Here is a 15,695-nt window from a genome sequence, read left to right as displayed (position 1 = left end):
CGTTGCCGTCGCCGTCGGTCACGGTCACCGTGGTACCCGGCTCGGCGCTGCCGGTGACGGCACTGCCGTCATCGGCGACGCTGACGTCCTCCGGCAGCGCAGGCAGGGTGGGGGCGTCGGCATCGATGGTGGTGGAGGCCGGCTCGCTCGCGTTGCCGGCCGCGTCGGTCGCGACGGCGTTGACTTCCGAGCCGTCGGCAAGCGCCTCCTCGGGGATGAACGACCAGTTGCCGTCGCCGTCGGCGGTGGTCTCGCCGATGGGGTCGCCGTTGGCATCGGTCAGGGTGACGGTGCTGCCGGCTTCGGCGGTGCCCTGGAGCTGCTCGCCGTTGCTATCGCTGATGGTGGGCGTTTCGGGGGCGGTGGTATCGGGCGCCGTGGCCGAGACCGACTCGCTCTGGTTGCCGTCGCCATCGGAGGCGACCACATCGACGTCCTCGCCGTTGGTCAGCGGCGGATCGAGGGGCACCTCGAAGCTGCCATCCTCGCCGGCCTCGACCGAGCCGAGCTCGTTGCCGTCGCCGTCGGTCACGGTCACCGTGGTACCCGGCTCGGCGCTGCCGGTAACGGCACTGCCGTCATCGGCGACGTTGACCTCTGTCGGAGTGGCCGGCGCATCGTCCTCGGGGGGCGTGCCGTTGTCGTCGTCATCGTCGTCGCTGCTGCTGCCGGAGTTACTGTCGATGGCGATGGCGCCCACCGAAGCTATCCCACCGGCGATCAACGCCGCGCCCAGGTAGCCCTCGCCCCCGTCTTGTGTCGCCAAGTCGAAGACGCCATATTCCGATTGCGGCAGATAGGTCGCTTCGATGGCGCCATTTGCCGAAGACGAGATATCCACCCACACCAGTTGCTGGTCTTCACCCTCGGCCAGAAACAACTGGCTGGATGGCTCACCGCTGGGGGCAAAGAAATCGGCCAGGGTGATGGTTTGGCCATCGGCCGTGGTGATGACGAGATTGCTGCCATCCCGCACGATGCCATCGATATCGTCTGGAGAGAGGGAAAGAAGCACATTACTGGGTTCAGATAAGGTGATGCCGCCTCCCGTTACCGGTTGTTGGGCGGCATTTTCGACACGAGCGGACTGCTCGCTGACTTTAGCGAAGATCGTCATGTGTGTTCCCCTGCGAGAGAATTGTTCAAGCCTCGGTCATGGCGAAGGCAAGTCTGTTTGTTTAAGAGATTCTGCGAGTAATGATTCGTGCTGGCGTTGGTCTCCCTGCTTGGAAACTCGGTGGAGCGGCGAGTTTATAGCCCAAGTTTATTAGCCTTTGTTAAATTAGTAGTAACTGTCATAAAAGTAAGTTTGTTTTAATAAATGTTTTTTTTATGAATCCGGATGGCGTTTTGAGGCGACGCCTTGGTACAAGCGCGGCTTCGATCGAATTGTGACATTGGGTGGTGAAGCGTATCCAAATAAAACGGCTCGAGTTGAGTTCCGTTTTTTTCCTTAAAAATCAAATATATAAAAAGAGCTGGTTTCTTTGTGCCTGAGTTTTATTCTCGTTACGTAAATAAAATACGTAATGGGAATCTCCGTTGGGTGTGTTGCTACTTTGTAATTAATCTTGTTTCTGTGAGTAACTCTTGGGGGTTTACTGGCTATAAGGGCGTGATTTTCTAATAATAATTTGCCTTGATGACCGCTTGCGACGCGGATTTTTATGCCATTCGTATTTTTCATCTAGCGCATGTCGGCGGGGAATGGCATCAGGAAAGCGAGGCTCGGGTGGGTGTCGCGACTGACGGAAAAGCGAGCTGTCTTATCAAATAGTGACTCGTCAAGTAAGCGTTTCATAACGGGGAGATTCCGTAGTGATAGTGGTCCTGATATGTCGGGTCGGAATGCGGGCTAAGTTAATTGAAGTGGAGGAATGGGGGGTGGAAGAGTGGGGGGATTGGAAGAGTGAAAAAGTGGAAGAGTCAGTCACGGACGAAATGATCGAGCCGTATTATCCCAAGCGTCACAGCGTCGAGCTGACCGGGCGTCCGGAGGGTTCCTTGGACGTCGCCGGAGTCGAATGGAGTGGAGGTGAGGCGCAATGAGACGAGGCGCCTAACCGAGATGGCGCTCGGCATAGATCGACGTGAGCCAATCCAGGAAAACCTTTACCCGGGGGGAGAGCTGGCGACGTTGCGGGTAGACCACATAGAGCGGCAAGGTGGGTTTGGGCCAGTCGGGGAGGATCTCCACGAGTTCGCCTCTCTCGAGCTCGGGGGCAACGTGAAAGCGGGGTAGCTGAATCATGCCACAACCCTGCCGAGCACATTCGACGTAGTTGGCGGCGTCGTTGACCGTGATCCAGCCGCTGGCCTCGAACAGTTGCGTGCGGCTATCGATGACAAGCTCCAGCGTGCTGTCGATGGCGCCGTTGCCCGAGAAAAAGCGAACGACCCGGTGTGCTCGTAGCTCGTCAGGATGGCTGGGGCGGCCGGCACTCTCCAGATAGGCCGGGCTGGCGCAAATGACCTGGGTCATGTCGGTCAACTTGCGAGCAATCAGGCTCGAGTCGTCCGGAATGCCGGCGCGTACTGCGCAATCGACTCCTTCTCCGATCAAGTCGACCCGGCGGTCACCGCTGGTCAGGACCAGCGTCAGCTTGGGTTGAAGCTCATGAAACGCCTGGATATGGGGCAGTACGATCAATTGAGCATGGGCGCCGTGCATCTCGACCCGAAGCACGCCGGAGGGCGTGGTGGAGACCGGCCGCACGATGGCCTCGGCATCCTCCAGCTCCGCCAGTAAATGCACGCAGCGTTCATGGAACGCCTCGCCTTCCGGCGTGGGGCGGACCTGGCGCGTGGTTCGCTCCAGCAGACGGACGCCGAGGCGGCTCTCCAGCTGTTGGATAGCGAGGGTGGCGGTGGCTCTCGGGATGTCGAGCGCATTGGCCGCCTTGGTGAAACTACCGCTCTCGACGATGCGTACGAAGAGCGTCATGGCATCGAGCCTGTCCATGGCAATTGTTGTTCATAGTTGAATAGTGTTCTCAATCTAGCTGATTTATTGATCCACGACGAACGCCAATACTCTCTCCGTTCGTATCGTATGGCGGACCGCCATACTTACTGGACCAGGAGAAGATGCATGACGGACGTCACTCGAAAGATCGCACTCGTCACCGGTGCCTCTCGCGGTATCGGTCGCTCCATCGCCTTCAAGCTCGCTGAGGACGGTTTTACCGTTGTCGTCAACTACGCCGGTAACGCCTCATTGGCTGCCCAGGTTGTCGCCGAGATCGAAGACAAGGGCGGCCAGGCCCTGGCCGTCCAGGCCGATGTCGCCGATCGGCGATCCGTCGCCCGACTGTTCGACCAGACGCTGGAGAGGTATGGGCGCCTGGACGTGGTGGTCAACAGTGCGGGCATCATGGATCTGGCACCGATTTCGATCGACCACACCGACCTGTTCGACCGGATGCTGGCGACCAACCTGCGCGGCAGTTGGCTGGTCATGGCGAAAGCCGCGGAACTGCTACAGGAGGGCGGCCGCATCATTGCGCTCTCGTCGTCGGTCCTGGCGAAATCGTTCCCCGGTTATGGGGCCTACATCGCCAGCAAGGCGGGGGTCGAAGGGTTGGTGAAAGTGCTCGCCAATGAACTGCGCGGGCGCAACATCACCGTCAACGCCGTGGCGCCCGGGCCCGTGGCAACCGATCTGTTCCTCGAGGGCAAGAGCGATGAGCAGATCCAGTCCATTGCCGCCATGGCACCGTTGGAACGACTTGCCAGCCCGGAGGAGATTGCCGGGGTGGTGGGCTTCCTGGCAGGGCCGAACGGCGGCTGGGTCAATGCCCAGATTCTGCGTGCCAATGGTGGTTTCGCCTGATCGATCGGTTTTGGCCATTGGCTGAAACCGAAAAGTTTCCAGGATGAGAGGTTCATCCAACGAGTTCGGTTCGACGCGTTGCTCAAAGTGAATCGAATGCCATTTTCACTTTTGATTGGACAGGAAAGATCATGCCATTTGCCAACTACAAGTTCCCCGAGGGCATCGTCGATCACGCCCTCAAGGAAGACATCATTCACCGTACCACCGAGATGTTCGTCGAATATTTTGGCGAGGACGTCCGACCTTACACCATGGTGCTGGTGGACGAGGTCGCCGACGGCGGCTGGGGCAGGGCGGACGAGACGTTGACGCTGGAGAAGATGGGCTTGCCGCCCAAAGGTTCCGCCAGCTAACCAAAGCGGGATTGAAACCACAGAAGAGGTCGCGATGATGGACCATGAACCAAACCCGCCGGACACGGCAGCGCCCTGCCAATCATCGGGCGTGACACGACGCACCGTCATGAAGGTTGGGGCGATGTCGGCCACCATGGTGCCCTTGGGTGTCATGGTCCCCTGGAAGGCCAGCGCGCAGCCGCTCGACGATAAAAGGCAACCGGCCCCGGGGCTGGCTGCCGGCAATGTCGTCGAGATTTCACCGCGGATCAACGGCACCCGCCGGACGCTACGGGTGGATGCGCGCACCTCGCTGCTCGATCTGCTGCGCGAGAGGCTGGACCTGGTCGGGGCCAAGAAGGGCTGCGACCACGGTCAGTGCGGCGCCTGTACGGTGCATGTGAACGGGCGCCGGGTCGCTTCCTGCCTGACGCTCGCGGTGAAGGTCGACGGCGCGGAAGTGCTGACCATCGAGGGCATCTCCGACGGGCAGGCGCTTCATCCCATGCAGCAGGCCTTCATCGATCATGACGCGCTGCAGTGCGGCTATTGCACGCCGGGACAGATCATGGCCGCCATCGCCTGCATCGAGGAAGGGCACGCATCCGATGCCGCCACCATTCGCGAATACATGAGCGGCAACATCTGCCGCTGCGGGGCCTACAACGGCATCGTCGCCGCGGTCGAGCAGATCGCCAGATCCGTGCGGGAGGGCTGAGATATGCGTGCATTCAGCTACAGCCGCCCCCGCACTCCGGAAGCCGCCGTGGCCGCCTTCACCGATGCCGGGGCGGGTGCGCGGTACATTGCGGGTGGAACGACGCTTTTCGACCTGATGAAACTCAATGTCGAGCAACCCAACCATCTGGTGGACGTATCCGAACTCCACGGCACCGATCTGATCGAGACATCCGGCGACGTGCTGCGTTTCGGCGCGGGCGCGCGGATGGCCGATATCGCCGACGACGAGACGATCAAGAGAGAGTATCCGCTGCTGGCGGAGAGCCTCTGGCGAGCGGCCTCGCAGCAATTGCGCAACATGGCCAGCGTGGGTGGCAACCTGCTGCAGCGCACCCGGTGCCCCTATTTCCGCAACGGCGCAGGGGGTGTTTATCCCTGCAACAAGCGTGACCCGGGAACGGGATGCGCCGCCATTGATGGGCTGGATCGCGGACAGGCGGTGCTGGGAACCAGCGACGCCTGCACCGCGGTGTCGCCAGGAGACTGGCCGGTGGCGCTGACCGCTCTCGACGCCGACATCGTCGTGCTCGGGCCGCAAGGCAATCGCACCATTCCGATCGCGGACTTCTACCTGTTGCCCCAGGACACGCCGGATCGCGAATTCTCGCTGGAGCCTGGCGAACTGGTCATCGAGATCCGCGTGCCCAAGACGGCTGCCGGCCGCGCCTCGACCTACCACAAGGTTCGCGACCGGGAATCCTACGCCTTCGCACTTGCCGCCGCCGCCGTCGCCCTGCGGATAGAGGGCGGCCAGGTGCGGCAGGCGCATATCGCGCTGGGTGGCGTTGCCACGAAACCCTGGCGGTCGCGAGAGGCGGAAGCGGCGCTGCGCGGAAGGGCGCCGACACGCGAGAACGCACTCGCCGCGGGACGTGCCGCACTAGCCGGCGCCAAGGCCGGCCGACACAATGGTTTCAAGATCCATCTCGCCGCCAACACGATCGCCGATGCGATCTCGATCGCTGCAGAAAGGAGCGCATCATGACCCTCTCCTCAAACCCGGATCGCCCGCGTGTCGACGCGCGCCAGAAAGTGCTCGGCGAAGCGCTGTTCGCGGCCGACCAGCGGGTCGATAATCTGCTCCACGCCATGACGGTTCCGGCCTCCATCGCCAAGGGCCAGATCCGCACCATCGACGCCGCCGCCGCGCTGGAGGTTCCGGGCGTCGTCAGGGTCATGACCTTCGACGACTTCGCGGACATCCAGACGACGCCAGCGTCGCGGGGCGCCTATGGGCAGCCGGGGAAAGGCTACCAGCCAATGACCGGTCCCGACATCGTCCACCGCGGCGAACCGGTTGCGCTGGTACTGGCAGAAACCCTGGAGGCGGCCATCGAAGGCGCCGAGTCGGTGTCGGTCGAGTATGACGAGGCGGTGGAGTTCACCGCGCTGATGGAGCAGGACGGGGCCGAGGAGGCGTCCGAAGTCTTTACCCGCCTTGGCCATGGCGATGCGGAAGGGGCCTTCGCGGGCGCCGCGCACAAGGTCGATGTGACGTATTGGCATCCCCAGCAGCATCACAATCCGATCGAATTGATCTCGACGACGGCGCTCTTCTCGGAGGGCAAGCTGCGCATCTTCGAGGGCACCCAGTGGAGTTCGGCCCTCGCCGGTGGGCTGGCCGGCATGATCGGCCTCGAGCCGCAATCGGTTCGCGCCTCCAGCCCCTATGTCGGCGGCGGTTTCGGGCAGAAGAACGGGATACAGGAGCAGAGCGCGCTGGTCGTCCGTGCCGCCACGATCATGGGGCGTCCGGTCAAGCTGGTGATGCCGCGCGGCCAGCTCTTCCACACCGCGTCGTATCGGCCGCGCAGCCTTCATCACGTACGTCTCGCCGCCGATACCGACGGCAAGCTGGCGGCCGGCCTCTACCGCACCGAGCAGCAGAACAGCCGCTACGACGGCTACAACCCGTTGTTCGGCGAAACCCCGCCACGCATGTACGGCTACCCGAACTGGGCGGGCGAGGATCGCGTGATTCGCGTCGACACCCAGACGCCTGGGCACCAGCGCGCTCCCCACGAACATCCGTCCAGCTACGCCACCGAATGCGCCCTGGACGAATTGGCGCATGAACTGGGCATGGACCCCGTCGAGCTGCGGCTGGCCAACGATACCGATACGGACCCCATCACCGGCAAGCCATACTCGTCACGGCATCTGGCGGAGTGCCTGAGACGCGGAGCCAGGATGATCGACTGGGGTCGCCGGAGACAGGAGCCGGGGACGCTGCGGGCCGAGAACGGCCACAGGATCGGGCTCGGCGTGGCCTGCGGAAACTACAAGGCGTCGATGAGCCCGGCGATCGCGACGCTGCGGCTTCAGGCGAACGGCGTCTGCCGCATCTCGCTGTCGGGTCACGAGATGGGGCAGGGACTACGCAGCGTGATCGCGGCGGAACTGATCGAGGTGCTGGGCGTCGACCCCGCCAAGCTCGACATCAGGATCGGCGATACCGGTCTTGCCCCGCAGATGCTAACCGCCGGCTCCTGGGGCACGGCCAGCGTGGCACCCGCCGCCCGGGCTGCCGCGCTCAAGCTGCGTGCCAATCTCGTCGAACTGATCGGTCGGGACGATTTCGAAGGGCCGGCTCACGTGCAACTGGCGAAGACCCGCCGGCCCATGCTGAAGGTCGAGATCGACACGGTTCCATTGGGCGAAGGCCCACAGGCGATCGACAATCTGCGCAGGGGGCTGCCGGTCACGACGGGTCCCGAGTACGCCGACTTCATGGCCTTCAGCTGGATTGCCCATTTCGCCGAAGTGCACGTCGAACCGTCGACGGGGCGGGTCCGAACGCGGAGGTTCGCCAGCGTCATCGATTGCGGTCGCGTGATGAACCGGCGCACCACGGAAAGCCAGGTCAAGGGGGGCGTCGTCTGGGCTATCGGCGCCACGTTGCGCGAGATCGGTGAAACCGACCCCCGCTACGGCCGGGTCCTCAACAACGATCTCGCAGAGTACCTGGTGCCCGTGAACGCCGATATCGACTGGATCGATGTCGATGTCATAGACGAACCCGATACCCGACTGAACCTGTCGGGCGTCAAGGGCGCGGGTGAGGTGGCGATGGTAGGCGCGGCCGCGGCAATCGCCAATGCCGTCTTCAACGCAACCGGCAAGCGTATCCGCCACCTTCCGATCAGAATCGAGGACCTGCTTTAGAACCCGTGGGTGTCTCCATCGCGGCTGCGGTATGTTGCCATGGTGCGGAAGGACAGGGTGCAGCGAGTGGCGCGTAGCGGTTCGATCATTCTTCCAAACATCATGAATCTGTCATGACGCTGCAATATTGGTCAGCGATACTCTTTCCATTGCTGGAAGACAGGTCTCGACAAACGGAGAGTAAGTCATGGGCGAAATGATCAAGCCGCAGGATCTCAAGCGCTATAGCATCGAGCTGACCGAGCGTCCGGATGGTTCCTTTGGCGTCGTCGTCGCCAACGACGAGTCGGACGACAACCTGGAACTGCTTGCCGGCGCGCTCTGTCAGGTCGCCTTGGACCTCTATCAGCAGGCCAAGGCGGAAACCCACTGAACCGCCGGCGGCGGATCGCCTTCCAGCCGATGACGCCCAATGCACTTAGGGCGCGTTACCTAAAACGCGCCGATAGACAACATTAAGACAACAGACCCCGCTGAACCTCCATTCCGCCATCCTGCTCTAAGCCTTGTTTGAACGCTCGACGAGCGACCTGAAATCGACGGGCGACGGCCACCCCGTGCCTCGCCCGGAAGCCATACAGGATGGTGGAATCATGGACTCGAAGACGCCCGACAAGCGCCCCGTCCGGCAGGATGCCGACACGTTCACCGACAAACTCTTCAAGGCGCTATCGATCCTCGCGGCCGTGGTGCTGGTCTTCGTGATTGGCGCCTTCTCGGTCGTCACCGAGATCTTTCCCGGCCCGCAGATTCAGCATGCCTACCAGGCGGGGCAGGCGCTCTATCATCAGGCCACCGATTACAACGACGTCTACAAGGGTGACATCTGGCGTCCCCAGCGCACCGATGCCCAGGGCGTCACCCAGTACGACCCTGAGCTCGCACGCAATGGCCTGACGCTCTATACCGTGGGCACCGAGCCTGCCGCCTACCTCGTCGACATGCACGGCAAGGTGGTGCACGAGTGGCGCAAGCCCTACAGCGAGGTGTGGTCCGACGGGAAGGGCGTGGCGAATCCGCGTCCCGACGAATTCATCCACTTCCGCAACGCGCAAGTGATGCCCAACGGCGACCTGATCGCGCTCTACGAGGGCAATGGCGATACGCCCTACGGCTACGGGCTGGTCAAGCTGGACAAGGACTCCAACGTGATCTGGCGCTACGCCGGAAGAGCCCACCACCAGTTCGCCATCGCGCCGGACGGCAAGATCTACGCGCTGATCCACGGCATCTTCGACGACGAGATCGAGGGGCTTGACTACCTCGAGCCGCCGCGCCTCGAGGACTCGCTGGTGGTGCTGTCGCCGGAGGGCAAGGAGCTGCAGCGCACCCGCCTGCTGCCGACGCTCCAGCACTCGCCGTTCAGCGAGCTGCTCAACAACGTGCCCGGCATCATGGTGGGAGACCCCATCCACGCCAACGCGGTCGACTACCTCACCGCCGACAAGGCCCGCAACTTCCCCTTCGGCAATCAGGGCGACCTGCTGCTGTCGTTCCGCGAGACCAGCTCCATCGCGGTGTTCGACCCGCGTTCGCAGAAGATCACCTGGGCCACGCGCGGTCCATGGATTCGCCAGCACGACCCCGACGTATTGCCCAACGGCGATATCGTGATGTTCGACAACCGCGGTCACTACCACACCCCGGAGGGCGAATCGCGGGTGGTGGAGTTCGACCCCCGCACCCTGCAGGTCGTCTGGCAGTACGCCGGAACGCCGCAGCATCCGCTGGAGAGCGAGATCCGCGGCGACCAGCACCGGCTCGACAACGGCAATACCCTGATCAGCGAATCCGATGGCGGTCGCCTGGTGGAAGTGACCCGGCATGGCCGCATCGCCTGGGAGTACGTCGTGCCGACGCGGGGCGGACCCAACGACGACATGATCCCGATCATCGGCTGGTCGCAGCGGCTCGATCCCGCAAGCTTCGACAGCGACTTCGCCCGGTCGCTGGATATCGGCGACTCCGAGGCACAGCCGGCCCGGGACGAGGGGACACTGGCCGGAGCGCCACCCCCGGATTCCTGAGACGGCGCCGCAGCGATCGTCGGTTTCACCGCAGCAGGCCATGCCGCATCGCGGGACGCCATGTCGATAGCGGCATGGCCTCCCGCATGGTAAACCCGGTTTCTATTTGAAGTTGACCAGTCGTCGTGCCACCATTCCGTCAACCAATGAAACAACCAGGGTTGACTGGGCCTATGGCAACGCCTCTCTCGCAAACGAAAAACAGCGCACTGTCGGCAACCGAGCGCGCATCGCTCTCTGCAACGGAAACCACGATGCTGCGCCACGACTGGCAGCGGGCGGAGATCCAGGCGCTGCTGGAACGCCCGTTCAACGATCTGCTGTTCCAGGCCCAGGGCGTCCACCGACGCCATTTCGATCCCAACGCCGTCCAGATATCCACGCTGTTGTCGATCAAGACCGGCGCCTGCCCGGAGGATTGCAAGTACTGCCCGCAGTCCGGGCACTACAACACCGGGCTCGAGCGCGAGAAGCTGTTGCAGGTCGAGGCCGTGCTCGAGGAGGCGCGCAAGGCCAGGGCGGTCGGTGCCAGCCGCTTCTGCATGGGGGCGGCGTGGAAACATCCCAGTGCCAGGGACATGCCCTACGTGCTGGAGATGTTGCGCGGCGTGCGGGCGATGGGACTGGAAACCTGCATGACGCTGGGCATGCTGAGTCGCGAGCAGGCCGAGCAGCTCGGGGAGGCCGGGCTCGACTACTACAACCACAACCTGGACACCTCGCCGGAGTACTACGGCGAGATCATCACCACCCGGACCTATGCCGACCGCCTGGAGACCCTGGACCACGTCCGTCAGTCCGGCATGAAGATCTGCAGCGGCGGCATTCTCGGCATGGGTGAGAGCGTCAGCGATCGGGCGGGGCTGTTGCAGCAGCTGGCCAACCTGCCCGAGCACCCCGAAAGCGTGCCGCTCAACATGTTGATCCGGATCCAGGGTACCCCGCTCGAACACGTCGAGGATCTCGACCCCATCGATTTCATCCGCACCATCGCCGTCGCGCGCATCCTGATGCCGCGTTCCCACGTGCGCCTGGCCGCCGGGCGCGAACTGATGAGCGACGAGACCCAGGCGCTGGCATTCCTCGCCGGCGCCAACTCCATCTTCTACGGCGAGCGCCTGCTCACCGCGGACAATCCCCAGGCGAGCCACGACCAGCGGCTGTTCGAGCGCCTGGGCCTGCATCCCGAGCGACGCGAGGACGTCGACGACAGCGCCCACGAGGCCGCCCTCCGGAAGCGGGTGGCCCGGGCACGGCTCGATGCCATGGTCACCGACGCCACGGCCCGGGCGTGAGCGAGGCCGTGGAGACAGCGCTCGAGACGCGGGACGATTCGCTGGACGGCATACTGATGGCTCGGCTGGCGCGTCAGCGGCAACACCAGCGCTACCGCCAGCGGGCGACGACGACGGGCATCGGGCCACGTTTTCAGCGCGCGGGGCGCGAGACGCTGGCGTTCTGCAGCAACGACTATCTCGGACTGGCGGGGGATCCGCGCCTGGCCGAGGCGCTGGCGGACGGGGCCCGGCGTTTCGGCACCGGCGGCGGCGCATCGCACCTGGTCTGCGGCCATGGCGAGGCCCACGAACGGCTGGAGCAACGCCTGGCCCAGTTGACGGGTTATCCGCGGGCACTGCTCTTCTCCAGCGGCTATCAGGCCAATCTCGGAGTGATCTCCACGCTGCTGGGGCGCGGGGACATGGCACTCCACGACCGCCTCAACCACGCTTCGCTGCTGGACGCGACGCGGCTGGCCGGTGCCCGGCTGGAGCGCTTCACGCACCGGGATGCCGGCGATTGCGGCCAGCGACTGGCAACACTGGCCGCCCGACGGCGCACCCTGGTCGTCAGCGATGGCGTGTTCAGCATGGATGGCGATGTCGCCGACCTGGGCCAGCTGGCAGCGCAGTGCGAACGCCATCGGGCGTGGTTGATGATCGACGATGCCCACGGCATGGGCGTGCTGGGCGAGGAGGGCGGCGGTACGCGCCAGGCCCAGGGGATCGCGCCGGACCGGATCGCGGCCACCGTCGGCACGCTGGGCAAGGCGCTCGGCACCCAGGGCGCGTTCGTCGCCGGCAGCGAGACACTGATCGAGGCGCTGATCCAGTTCTCCCGCCCCTACATCTACACCACCAGTCTCTCGCCGGCACTGGCGTGGGCGACGCTGACCAGCCTCGACATCGTCCGCGACGAGCCGGAACGCCGTGCTCATCTCTCCTCGTTGGTCCGACGCTTCCGTCACGAGGTCGCCGGCCTGAGCGAATTCGATCTACACCTGATGTCGTCGGATACACCGATCCAGCCGCTGGTGGTCGGGCCGAGCTGGCGCCGGGCGCCGGGCGAACGCGGTGGCAACGAAGCCGCGGCGCTGGCGCTGGCGGCGGCGCTCCAGGAGGCCGGGCTCTGGTGCAGTGCGATCCGTCCCCCCACGGTGCCCGAGGGCACCTCGCGTCTGCGCTTCACACTGTCGGCGGCCCACACCCATGACGATCTCGACCGGCTGTCGAGCGTGCTGTTCGACGCCGCCCGCCGGCTGTCCAGTAAAGGCCCGTCGGCATGAGCGCCCAGACCATCGTGCTCCTGCCCGGCTGGGCGCTGGGGTCCGCCCCGCTGGCGCCCTTGGCCGACGCCCTGCGTCGGCGGCTGCCCCCGGGTTATCGGGTCGAGTGCATCGACTATCTCGCCTTGACCAGTCACCGCCCCGAAAGCTGGGTAGCGTCGCTGGACCAGGCGTTGCCCCAGGACGCCTGGCTGGCGGGCTGGTCCCTCGGCGGGATGCTGGCCACCTCGCTGGCGCAGTGGCGCGGCCGTCGGGCGCGGGGGCTGATCGCGCTGGCCGCCAACGCCAGTTTCGTCACTCGCGCCGGCTGGCCGCAGGCGATGACCGGGGAAGCGCTGGACGATTTCCAGCGCGGCCTGCGGGCATCGCCCACCCGGACCTTCAGGCGGTTCGCCCGGTTGAGCGCCCAGGGCGGCCGGGACACGCGTCGGCTGGGGCGGGAGCTGCTGGCGGCGCTGGAGACGACACCGCTCGACCAGGCCCTGGCCGGGCTGGGAGTGTTGTCCGCCCTCGATCTGCGTGACGTCCCGGCCACGCTGAAGATCCCGCAACTGCATCTGTTCGGGGAAGACGACGCCCTTGTGCCGGCGCTCGCGCGCCACGCCATCGCCGCACGCCTGCCCGAGGGCGGCAGCACGGCGTCGATCGCGGAGGCGGGCCACGCCTTTCCGCTGGAACGCGCCGAGGAGACCGCGGCACTGATGGCAGCCTTCATCCTCGCCGCCGACGAGGCCGTCTGATGACCGCGATGACGCCCCCACGCCGCGCCGCTGCCGCCGGGGACAGCCGTCGCCAGCGGATCGCCGACGCTTTCTCCCGGGCCGCGGCCGGCTACGACGGCGCCGCCCAGTTGCAGCAGGCCGTCGCCGACGACCTGCTGACGCGGCTGCCGCAAACGGCCTCCCGGCGCGCGCTGGTCGATATCGGCTGCGGCACCGGCTATCTGGTATCGCGCCTGGCAGAGCGACACGACGGGCCCGCCATCGGGCTGGACATCGCCCCCGGCATGCTGGACCAGGCCCGGCGACGACACGCCGGCCGTTCGATCCACTGGGTGACCGGCTGCGCGGAGTCGCTGCCGCTGGCCGCCGGCAGTGTCGAACTGGTGGTGTCGAGCCTGGCGGTGCAGTGGTGCGATTCGCTCGAGGCGTTCCTGCGCGAAGCCGCCCGGGTGCTGGTGCCCGGCGGCTGGCTCGGCTTCACCACCCTGTGCGAGGGCACGCTGGTGGAGCTGCAACAGGCGTGGCAGCAGGTCGATGGCGCGATCCACGTCAACGAGTTCCTGCCGGAAGCCCGGCTGTTCGAGACGCTGCGGGCCCCCGGCTGGCGACCGGCCGAGGTGGTCATGACCACGCGCCGGACCCACCACGCCACGCCGGCCGACACGCTGCGCGCGCTGAAGCGTATCGGCGCCAACACGATAACGGCGTCGGCGGCGGCCGGTGGGGGACTGTCCGGTCGTCGCCGCTTCGCCCGCCTGGCGCAAACGCTGGAGCGCTGGCGGGAGCCGGCCGGGATCCCCACCCGCTACCGCGTCGCCACCGTGCTGATGCAACGCCACACCCAGCAGGATTGAGCCATGAACGCCTATTTCGTCACCGGTACCGATACCGACGCCGGCAAGACCGTGATCACCACCGGATTGATGGCCGCCGCCAGACGCCGGGGGCTGACCGTCGCCGGCGGCAAGCCGGTCGCCTCAGGCTGCGAGCCAACCCCGCAGGGATGGCGCAACGCCGATGCGCTGGCCATTCAGGCCCAGTGCCACCCGGCGTTGCCGTACGAGGCGATCAACCCCTTCGCGTTCGAGCCCGCCATCGCTCCCCATATCGCCGCCCGCGAAGCCGGCGTCGCGCTCGACCTCCCGCGGCTGGCCGAGCCGATGCGAACGCTGCTGGAGCGCGGCGCCGATGTCACCCTGATCGAAGGGGCGGGCGGCTGGCGCGTTCCGCTCAACGCGCGCGAGTCGATCCCGGAACTGGCGATGGTGCTGGACCTTCCCGTGGTGCTGGTGGTGGGCGTGCGCCTCGGTGCGATCAACCACGCCCGCCTCACGCTGGAAGCGATCCGGCGCGACGGCGTGCGCGTCGCCGGCTGGGTCGCCAACATTCTCGAACCCGACACCCCGCGCCTGGGGGAGAACCTCGAGGCGCTGGCGCACTGGCTCGGCGAGCAGGGCGGGGCGCCCTGCCTGGGCGTGGTGCCCTGGCTGGATCCACCGGATGCCGAGGCCGCCGCCGACTTTCTCGACCTCGAGCCGCTGCTGAACGATCCCGCCTGAGTGGCACCGGCGAACCCCGGCAAGACTTCACACCGCAAGAGACGACACATGAACCGCAATCGCGACTGGATGCAGCGTGACCTGGCCAGCCTCTGGCACCCCTGCACCCAAATGAAGGATCACGAGACACTGCCCGTCGTGCCGATCCGGCGCGGGAAGGGCGCATGGCTGGAGGATTTCGAGGGCAGGCGCTATCTCGATATCGTCAGCTCCTGGTGGGTCAACGTGTTCGGCCACGCCAACGACCGGATCAACGACCGGATCAAACGCCAGCTCGACGAGCTGGAACACGTGATCCTGTCCGGCTTCACCCACCAGCCGGTGATCGAGCTGTCGGAAAGACTTGGCCAACTGGCGCCGGCCGGCCTGGGCCACTGCTTCTACGCCGACAACGGCTCTTCCGCCGTCGAGATCGCGCTCAAGATGAGCTACCACCACTGGCGCAACGTCGGGCGGCCGGAGAAGCGGCGCTTCCTGACCATCACCAACGGCTATCACGGCGAGACGCTGGGGGCGCTGTCGGTGGGAGACGTGGCACTCTATACCGACACCTACCGCTCGCTGCTGCTGGACGTGATCAAGGTGCCGGCGCCGGACGGCTTCGGCCTGCCGCGAGACCGATGGGTCGACCAGGCGCGAGACGCCTTCGCGCAGATGGAAGCGGCGCTGGCGCGTCACGCCCACGAGCTGGCGGCGGTCATCGTCGAACCGCTGATCCAGTGCGCCGGCGGCATGCGCATGTACCCGC

15 protein-coding genes are annotated in these 15,695 nt (G+C 65.4%); 13 read left to right on the top strand and 2 right to left on the bottom strand.

Going from position 1 to position 15,695, the window contains the following annotated elements:
* Positions 1 to 1,117, bottom strand: a 1,117-nt coding sequence (locus tag Q0602_RS06935) for an Ig-like domain-containing protein (RefSeq protein ID WP_298840735.1), incomplete at its 3' end; no start/stop codon positions are given.
* A gap of 942 nt (positions 1,118 to 2,059) precedes the next feature.
* Positions 2,060 to 2,944, bottom strand: a complete 885-nt coding sequence (locus Q0602_RS06930) for a LysR family transcriptional regulator (protein WP_298840733.1) — start codon at positions 2,942 to 2,944, stop codon at positions 2,060 to 2,062.
* Positions 2,945 to 3,091: 147 nt separating this feature from the next.
* Here Q0602_RS06930 and Q0602_RS06925 point away from each other — a divergent pair, with 147 nt between their 5' ends.
* The 13 genes from Q0602_RS06925 to Q0602_RS06865 all read left to right on the top strand — a co-directional run.
* Complete coding sequence (locus Q0602_RS06925; protein WP_295037614.1) at positions 3,092 to 3,832, top strand: SDR family oxidoreductase; 741 nt, start codon at positions 3,092 to 3,094, stop codon at positions 3,830 to 3,832.
* 131 nt (positions 3,833 to 3,963) lie between these two features.
* Positions 3,964 to 4,188 (top strand): 4-oxalocrotonate tautomerase family protein, encoded by a 225-nt coding sequence (locus tag Q0602_RS06920; protein WP_298840728.1) that lies wholly within the window; start codon positions 3,964 to 3,966, stop codon positions 4,186 to 4,188.
* 109 nt (positions 4,189 to 4,297) lie between these two features.
* Positions 4,298 to 4,888: a (2Fe-2S)-binding protein gene (locus tag Q0602_RS06915; RefSeq protein ID WP_298840725.1), complete on the top strand. Its 591-nt coding sequence runs from the start codon at positions 4,298 to 4,300 to the stop codon at positions 4,886 to 4,888.
* 3 nt (positions 4,889 to 4,891) lie between these two features.
* The gene (locus Q0602_RS06910) at positions 4,892 to 5,896 is read left to right on the top strand and encodes a xanthine dehydrogenase family protein subunit M (protein WP_298840722.1); all 1,005 of its coding nucleotides are present in this window, start codon (positions 4,892 to 4,894) and stop codon (positions 5,894 to 5,896) included.
* Positions 5,893 to 8,076 (top strand): xanthine dehydrogenase family protein molybdopterin-binding subunit, encoded by a 2,184-nt coding sequence (locus tag Q0602_RS06905; RefSeq protein ID WP_298840719.1) that lies wholly within the window; start codon positions 5,893 to 5,895, stop codon positions 8,074 to 8,076. The genes Q0602_RS06910 and Q0602_RS06905 overlap by 4 nt, the downstream gene beginning before the upstream one ends.
* Before the next feature lie 187 nt (positions 8,077 to 8,263).
* Positions 8,264 to 8,449, top strand: a complete 186-nt coding sequence (locus Q0602_RS06900; protein WP_295037607.1) for a hypothetical protein — start codon at positions 8,264 to 8,266, stop codon at positions 8,447 to 8,449.
* A gap of 220 nt (positions 8,450 to 8,669) precedes the next feature.
* The gene (locus tag Q0602_RS06895) at positions 8,670 to 10,103 is read left to right on the top strand and encodes an arylsulfotransferase family protein (protein ID WP_298840715.1); all 1,434 of its coding nucleotides are present in this window, start codon (positions 8,670 to 8,672) and stop codon (positions 10,101 to 10,103) included.
* Between the two features lie 254 nt (positions 10,104 to 10,357).
* On the top strand, positions 10,358 to 11,398 hold the full coding sequence (bioB, locus tag Q0602_RS06890; protein WP_298840712.1) for a biotin synthase BioB: 1,041 nt from the start codon (positions 10,358 to 10,360) through the stop codon (positions 11,396 to 11,398).
* A gap of 8 nt (positions 11,399 to 11,406) precedes the next feature.
* On the top strand, positions 11,407 to 12,666 hold the full coding sequence (gene bioF / locus Q0602_RS06885) for an 8-amino-7-oxononanoate synthase (protein WP_367276936.1): 1,260 nt from the start codon (positions 11,407 to 11,409) through the stop codon (positions 12,664 to 12,666).
* A complete protein-coding gene (locus tag Q0602_RS06880) occupies positions 12,663 to 13,406 on the top strand; it encodes an alpha/beta fold hydrolase (RefSeq protein WP_298840709.1) in 744 nt (247 codons plus the stop codon). The genes bioF and Q0602_RS06880 overlap by 4 nt, the downstream gene beginning before the upstream one ends.
* Positions 13,406 to 14,242, top strand: a complete 837-nt coding sequence (locus tag Q0602_RS06875) for a methyltransferase domain-containing protein (RefSeq protein WP_298840706.1) — start codon at positions 13,406 to 13,408, stop codon at positions 14,240 to 14,242. Before Q0602_RS06880 ends, Q0602_RS06875 begins: the two co-directional genes overlap by 1 nt.
* A 3-nt stretch (positions 14,243 to 14,245) precedes the next feature.
* The gene (bioD, locus tag Q0602_RS06870; protein WP_298840703.1) at positions 14,246 to 14,947 is read left to right on the top strand and encodes a dethiobiotin synthase; all 702 of its coding nucleotides are present in this window, start codon (positions 14,246 to 14,248) and stop codon (positions 14,945 to 14,947) included.
* Positions 14,948 to 14,995: 48 nt separating this feature from the next.
* Positions 14,996 to 15,695, top strand: a 700-nt coding sequence (locus tag Q0602_RS06865; protein ID WP_298840700.1) for an aminotransferase class III-fold pyridoxal phosphate-dependent enzyme, incomplete at its 3' end; no start/stop codon positions are given.

Source organism: uncultured Salinicola sp., assembly GCF_937921195.1.
Lineage (GTDB): Bacteria > Pseudomonadota > Gammaproteobacteria > Pseudomonadales > Halomonadaceae > Salinicola.
This window is presented reverse-complemented; position numbering and strand designations above follow the sequence as displayed.

Bases quoted from the DNA above. Each gene is read 5' to 3' on its own strand.
- Q0602_RS06930 (WP_298840733.1), bottom strand. From the start codon at position 2,944: ATGACGCTCTTCGTACGCATCGTCGAGAGCGGTAGTTTCACCAAGGCG.
- Q0602_RS06925 (WP_295037614.1), top strand. From the start codon at position 3,092: ATGACGGACGTCACTCGAAAGATCGCACTCGTCACCGGTGCCTCTCGC.
- Q0602_RS06920 (WP_298840728.1), top strand. From the start codon at position 3,964: ATGCCATTTGCCAACTACAAGTTCCCCGAGGGCATCGTCGATCACGCC.
- Q0602_RS06915 (WP_298840725.1), top strand. From the start codon at position 4,298: ATGAAGGTTGGGGCGATGTCGGCCACCATGGTGCCCTTGGGTGTCATG.
- Q0602_RS06910 (WP_298840722.1), top strand. From the start codon at position 4,892: ATGCGTGCATTCAGCTACAGCCGCCCCCGCACTCCGGAAGCCGCCGTG.
- Q0602_RS06905 (WP_298840719.1), top strand. From the start codon at position 5,893: ATGACCCTCTCCTCAAACCCGGATCGCCCGCGTGTCGACGCGCGCCAG.
- Q0602_RS06900 (WP_295037607.1), top strand. From the start codon at position 8,264: ATGGGCGAAATGATCAAGCCGCAGGATCTCAAGCGCTATAGCATCGAG.
- Q0602_RS06895 (WP_298840715.1), top strand. From the start codon at position 8,670: ATGGACTCGAAGACGCCCGACAAGCGCCCCGTCCGGCAGGATGCCGAC.
- bioB (WP_298840712.1), top strand. From the start codon at position 10,358: ATGCTGCGCCACGACTGGCAGCGGGCGGAGATCCAGGCGCTGCTGGAA.
- Q0602_RS06880 (WP_298840709.1), top strand. From the start codon at position 12,663: ATGAGCGCCCAGACCATCGTGCTCCTGCCCGGCTGGGCGCTGGGGTCC.
- Q0602_RS06875 (WP_298840706.1), top strand. From the start codon at position 13,406: ATGACCGCGATGACGCCCCCACGCCGCGCCGCTGCCGCCGGGGACAGC.
- bioD (WP_298840703.1), top strand. From the start codon at position 14,246: ATGAACGCCTATTTCGTCACCGGTACCGATACCGACGCCGGCAAGACC.